The organism is Bradyrhizobium sp. (assembly GCF_036009065.1).
GTDB lineage: Bacteria > Pseudomonadota > Alphaproteobacteria > Rhizobiales > Xanthobacteraceae > Bradyrhizobium.
On record NZ_DASYMN010000011.1, the window covers coordinates 1 to 5888 of the forward strand.

6 protein-coding genes and 1 pseudogene are annotated in these 5888 nt (G+C 63.2%); 3 read left to right on the top strand and 4 right to left on the bottom strand.

Annotation, left to right across the window (positions count from 1 at the left end):
* Together VGP39_RS00355 and VGP39_RS00360 are read right to left on the bottom strand one after the other, a co-directional pair.
* Positions 1-99 (bottom strand): annotated as a pseudogene (locus VGP39_RS00355) (cysteine desulfuration protein SufE); the annotation flags it as partial.
* Between the two features lie 178 nt (positions 100-277).
* A complete protein-coding gene (locus VGP39_RS00360; RefSeq protein WP_327566127.1) occupies positions 278-682 on the bottom strand; it encodes a DUF5330 domain-containing protein in 405 nt (134 codons plus the stop codon).
* Positions 683-1098: 416 nt separating this feature from the next.
* Here VGP39_RS00360 and VGP39_RS00365 point away from each other — a divergent pair, with 416 nt between their 5' ends.
* Both VGP39_RS00365 and VGP39_RS00370 read left to right on the top strand, forming a co-directional pair.
* The gene (locus VGP39_RS00365; protein ID WP_327566128.1) at positions 1099-2928 is read left to right on the top strand and encodes a PAS domain-containing sensor histidine kinase; all 1830 of its coding nucleotides are present in this window, start codon (positions 1099-1101) and stop codon (positions 2926-2928) included.
* Between the two features lie 10 nt (positions 2929-2938).
* Positions 2939-3601 carry a peptidoglycan-binding domain-containing protein gene (locus tag VGP39_RS00370; RefSeq protein WP_327566129.1) on the top strand — a complete coding sequence of 221 codons (663 nt, stop codon included), beginning with the start codon at positions 2939-2941 and terminating at the stop codon, positions 3599-3601.
* A 79-nt stretch (positions 3602-3680) separates the two neighbouring features.
* Here the strand turns inward: VGP39_RS00370 and VGP39_RS00375 are convergent, their stop codons facing one another.
* On the bottom strand, positions 3681-4994 hold the full coding sequence (locus VGP39_RS00375; RefSeq protein ID WP_327566130.1) for an adenylate/guanylate cyclase domain-containing protein: 1314 nt from the start codon (positions 4992-4994) through the stop codon (positions 3681-3683).
* Between the two features lie 134 nt (positions 4995-5128).
* On the opposite strand from VGP39_RS00375, the gene VGP39_RS00380 reads away from it, so the two are divergent.
* Positions 5129-5473, top strand: a complete 345-nt coding sequence (locus VGP39_RS00380) for a DUF1491 family protein (RefSeq protein WP_327566131.1) — start codon at positions 5129-5131, stop codon at positions 5471-5473.
* Positions 5474-5617: 144 nt separating this feature from the next.
* Here the strand turns inward: VGP39_RS00380 and VGP39_RS00385 are convergent.
* The coding region (locus VGP39_RS00385; RefSeq protein ID WP_327566132.1) for a CBS domain-containing protein at positions 5618-5888 on the bottom strand (271 nt) is incomplete at its 5' end.

Genomic DNA, 5888 nt, shown 5'->3' on the forward strand with positions numbered 1-5888 from the left:
CGGGTCGAGCGTGCGGCCGAGTTCGATGACGTACCGGTAGCGGTCGTCCCAGTCGTCCAGCAGCGCAAAATTGTCCCTGATTTCGTCGATCGTCGTCATCGCGGCCCGGATGTCTCCTTGTGGGACATATATAGGACCGCGGGGCTGCGAAAGCGACGGGTAGCGACGGGAAAATATCTCGTCATGCGCGGGCTTGACCCGCGCATCCATCATGCTTCGCATGAATCTCGCGAGGGCGATGGATTGCCGGGTCAAGCCCGGCAATGACGGAGTGAGCTTAATTTGCCGTGGTCGAGGCCGGAGCGGGCATATGCCATTCGGCCTGCAGGTCGTCCGGGGTCAGCGTGTCGCGCGGCGCGCCGATCGCTGCGACGTCGGCGCCCTCGATGCCGCCGATCGAGCCGGTATGGTCTGCCGACTTCTTGTCGGTGATGATCTGGTACAGCTTGCGCGCGCCGTCCTGGGCGCGCTGGCCGATCACGGTCGCGGCCTGGCCGCCGACTTCGCAGGCCGCCGGTTGACGTTTGCAGAACTGGCTCATGTCCGACACCGCCGCGGTCGCAGCCGACACCGCCTCGGATGCGCCGACCTGAGGCAGCTTGTCCGATTCGGGGGTCTTCTCTCTGGGCAGCAGCACCAGCACCAGCCCGAGCCAGAATGCCATGCGAAGCAGGAAGAACATTCGCGACCCCGTCTTTTTCATTGCGTTGCGGTTGATCTCGCAATCGATCCTTTTCTTAAACTGCGCAGATAAACCGCAAGTGTCTGCATTGAACCGAAATCACGGAAAATTTGTAAAAAAACCGGACGATTTGATTCGGCGTAAATTTTCGATTGATGCCGCCGCGCAATTGTTAGGCGTTCGGTCCGGCGCATCCACCATTTCGAAACCATAGCGACTGGCTTCTCGGAAACTTGGCATTCACCATCCGCGTTGAATGGCCGCTGAACCCGCGCAAATCCGGCTTCTTGCGCGCGATCTCTTGGCGCCCCCGCGGGCGCCTTAGCGTTCGCTTAAGTTCGCTCTGACAGGTTGAGGCAACGATAAAGGGGGCGTTCCGGCACGTCAGTCATGACGGACAGCCGAGCGCGAGAACCGTGACCGCTTTGAAACCGATCCGCGATTGTCTCGATGCGTTGCTGCATCCGTCGGCGCGTTATGATGCGCTGACCGGCGCGCGCCATCGCGCGTTCATGGCGCCGCGGCTACTCGGAAGTCTCGCGGCGTTCGCGGCCTTCCCGGTCTATCTTGCGATGCGCGGTGCGCCCACCGCGCTCGAGGTCGCGGCAGTCGCCTGGCTGATCGCGCCGATCCTGCTGTCATGGTTTCTGTCGCGTACCGGACGTTACGAGAGCGCGCATGTGCTGTCGTCGCTGACGCTGGCGGGCCTCGTCATGACCGTGGCGATCGCCACCGGCGGCATCGAATCCTTCGCGGCGGTCTGGCTTGTCGTGGTTCCGCTGGAAGCCTCGTTGTCGGCGTCCCGCCGCGTGGTGGCCTTTGCCGCGGCGCTGGCGTTGTCCTGCGCGGTCGCGCTGATCGTCATGGGCACGCTCGGCGTGCTGCCGCCGTTGCAGGCCGACGCCTCGGCGCGCGGCGTTTTCACGGCGTTCGGAATTGCCTCGGCGACGCTCTATGCCGCGGCAGTCGCCTTCGGCGCGGAATCGCTGTCCCGCACCGGCGTGGCGCTGCTCAATTCCGAAGAAGACCGCTATCGCCTGCTGGCGCGCAACATGAGCGACGTGATTTCACGCCACCGCCAGAGCGGCGCGGTGCAGTTCATTTCGCCCGCGGCCGAAGCGTTGCTGGGGACGCCGGTGTCCCGCCTGCTCGGGCATGGCCTGTTCGACCGCGTCCACGTCGCGGACCGCCCCGCTTATCTTACCGCGTTGTCGGACGCCGCCCGGGGCGGTGCCGCGCGCAGCGTGGAATTCCGGCTCCGGCGTGAGGCACCGCGTGAACGAGGCGGCCCCGCCGGCTTCATCTGGGTCGAGATGCGTTGCCGGCCACTCGAACAGGCCCTGGAAAAACCCGAAGGGTCGGACTGCGAAGTGGTCGCGGTAATGCGCGACGTCACCGACCGGAAGCTCCAGGAACAGGCGCTGGATCTGGCGCGCACCGCCGCCGAACAGGCGGACGCTTCCAAGAGCCGCTTCCTTGCCACCATGAGCCACGAACTGCGCACGCCGCTCAACGCCATCATCGGGTTCTCCGAAATGATCGCCCAGGAAGACGTGCTGATGATCGATGCGGCGAGGCGCAAGGAATATGCGCAACTGATCAACGATTCCGGCCAGCATCTGCTGTCCGTGGTCAACGGCATTCTCGACATGTCGAAGATGGAATCCGGCAATTTCGAAATATCGCCGGAACCGTTTGCGCCGCGCGGCGCGCTGCTGAGCTGCTGCAACCTGCTGGCGCTGAAGGCGAGGGACAACGGCATCGACCTCGTCACCCGCGCAGCTGAGGATCTGCCGGTGATCACCGGCGATCCCCGCGCGTTCAAGCAGATACTGCTGAACCTCGTCTCCAATGCGATAAAATTCACCGAACGCGGCGGGACGGTGACGGTGTCGGCCGGCGTCGAGGGATCGCGGCTGCTGGTGCGCGTCGCCGACAACGGCGTCGGCATTGCACCCGATGACCTGAAGCGGATCGGCGACCCGTTTTTTCAGGCCGGCAAGACCTATCAGCGGCGGCACGAGGGCACCGGCCTCGGGCTGTCGATCGTCAAAAGCCTGGTCGCGCTGCACGGCGGCGAGATCACTGTGCAAAGCAGGATCGATGAGGGCACCACCGTCGCCGTCGCATTGCCGCTCGCGTTCACGCCGCCGGCCGAGCAGCCCTCAAGCAATATCGCAACGCTGAACCCAGGCATGCGAACCGGACATCAGGCCAAAATGGTTCAGGTGAAGAAAAGTGCCTAAGAGAATTGATATGGACGTCGACATGCCGCGCCGGCGCCGTGGCGCAAGCGCGGTTGCGATCGAGGCGAGCGGGCAGCGCAATCTTGCGATGCGCATTCTGCTGCACAGCCCGAAAGACCTGATCGCGGGCGCGCTGGCCTTTGCGGCGGTTAGCGCCATCGTTGCGAACGCGATGTTCATGCAGGCGGGGCATCATCCCTCGCCGATGTTCGGCGCTACTGTCAGCGCTCCCCTGGCGGCTGCTAGTCCGTTGCCGCGACCGCGGCCGGTTGAAGCCACGTTGAGGTCGGCGGACGTAAAACTCGCTGAAGTGCGGCCTGCGGAAGTGCGGCCCGCCGAAGTGAAGCCGGCGGCTCCAGTCTCTGTCATCGCCAAGACAAACGCTGCGCCGGTGCAGTCTGTAACTATCGCGCGCGGGCCCGCGCCGATCCCGGTTTCCTCGCGCAGCGATCCGGTCGCCGACCTGATCATCGCTTCGCGACGCGTGGCGGCGGTACAGCGGGCGCTGACCGACTACGGCTACGCCCAGCTCAAACCGACCGGCACCGTCGGCTCCGATACCCAGGCCGCGATCCAGAAATTCGAGCGTGACCGCAAGCTCCCCGTCACCGGCCAGATGTCGGATCGGCTGGTGCGCGAACTCAGCACCGTGACCGGGCGCGTGATCGACTAGGCTGTCGGCTCATGAACCCGCAGGCGTGGGAATTGCGGTCGAGCATCGCGTAAGCAAGGCGCCAATTACAGCCATCTACTTATGCACTCGCAGCAAACAAATCCCATCGACCCGGAAGGCCCTTGAGTTCATGAGAGCCGCGCTCGGCGAATTGCAGACCTGCCCCGGCCACGAGGTCAGTCACAACTCTTGAAACGAGAACTTCGCTGGGCTGAGAGTGCGCCATAACGCGAGCCGCGGCGTGCACCGCTATACCTCCGATATCCCGGCCTCTGATTTCGATTTCGCCCGTATGGAGACCCGCACGTAGCGGCAGGCCGATCTGCTTTGAGGCGGTTCCGAACGCAAGGGCGCAGCGAACCGCACGACCGGGCCCGTCAAATGTCGCTAAAATTCCGTCACCGGTCGACTTGACCAAAGTCCCGCGATGTCTTTCGACCGTTTGAATGGCCAATTGGTCATGACTGTCCAGCAATCTCCGCCAAGCCTGATCGCCCATCGTCGCGGCGCTGCGCGTCGAATCGACGATATCCGTGAACAGCACCGTGGCAAGAACGCGCTCGAAGTCGCTTGATGAACTTTCGCGATGCCCGGTAATGAACTCTTCGATGTCGCCGAGCGCCGCTTCGACGTCGCCGGTGGTAAAGAGATGGTCGCCGCCGGGATATTCGATCAGTTTGGCTTCGGGAATGCATGCTGCCAATTTACGGCCGTGTTCAACCGGAACTTGCACGTCACCTTGATTGTGGAGCACGAGTGTCGGAACGCGAACCGCCGGAAGGATAGAACTGACATCGATCTGCGAATTCAACATCGTAAAGGATTTGACGGCTCCCGGACTGGCCGAAAGCCGTTCGAACTTGGCAAACTGGGCAACCGCGGCCGGGTCCGCTGCCAGGCTCGGAGCGACACGTCTCAGCATTGCACCGGTGCCCCAGAACTTCACGCGCTGCGCTACTATTTCCGCGATATTCAGGTGGCGCCGTGTGACATAGCCCCCAAACAGAATGAGCCTGGAAACGCGTTCCGGATATGTCGCGGCGAACAAGGCGCTCATCGGGCAACCTTCGGAATGTCCGAACAGCGTTGCTCGTTGCGAGCCGATAGCATCCATGATGGCGCGAACGTCATCCATTCGCTGTTCGAGCGATGGGGCGTCAGATACCCGGTCCGATAATCCCTGGCCCCGCTTATCGAACGTCACCACGCGTGCGAAGCTCGAAAGGCGGCGCAAAGTAGCGGTATAGCCGGGCAGTTCATGACGGAATTCAATATGTGAAATGAACCCCGGGACCATAATGATATCTACCGGTCCATTACCCATCACTTGATAAGCGACGTTGACGTCCCCGCTGAGGGCGTAGCGCGTCTCTGGGAGGGCAAAATCGTTCATCTTGTCGCGTCCTCAGGCCTCACCATTGTTGTCCGTGGGATCGACAGGATCAAGCCCAACCTCCGCGAAACGCCAGAATGAGTGAAGGCGATCCGCCCTAGCGTCGATCCGCTTGCCGGCCTATCGTCCATTTCATGCGATTGAAATCCAGCATCTGGGTGGCGGCATACTTGCGCCGCTGCCAGACCGAGGGCGTGTTCGGCGCCGTGCGCCGGCGCGGCGCGGAGGAGGCGGGGGCGGTGTTCGTCAAGCTGGCGCTGCTCGACGGCAACGCGATGCTGTATGCGCCGGCGCCGCAAACCGCCTATGACGACAGCCGGCCGATCGAGCGGGTGTTTGCGCCGACATCGCTGCAGCCGGTGCCGGAACAGGCGGTGGAAGAACGGCTTGCCAAGGAGATTCGATTCGACCCCGATGTCTGGATCGTGGAGATCGAGGACAGGGCAGGCCGCCACTTCCTCGATCTCGCGCGGGCCTAGAGCACCTCTCCCCGCTTGCGGGGAGAGGTCGGATTGCATCGTCAGATGCAATCCGGGTGAGGGGGACCATCCGCGAGCACAGGGTGCGTGGAGAGGCCCCCTCACCCCGACCCTCTCCCAGCACGCGGCGAGAGGGAGAAGGCGTTACGCCGTCTTGATGTAGTTCTGCAGCGCTTCCTGCTCGCTCTCGAATTCCTTGACGCGCCATTTGACCACGTCGCCGATCGAGATCAGGCCGACCAGTTCGCCGCCTTCGAGCACCGGCAGATGCCGGAATTTTCCAGAGGTCATCTTTTCCATGATGGCGGCGACGGTATCGGTAGGCCGGCAACACACCACCTTGCGCGTCATCACCGCGCTGACCGGCTCGTCCAGCACCGCGGCGCCGCGCTCGCCGATCACACGGACGATGTCG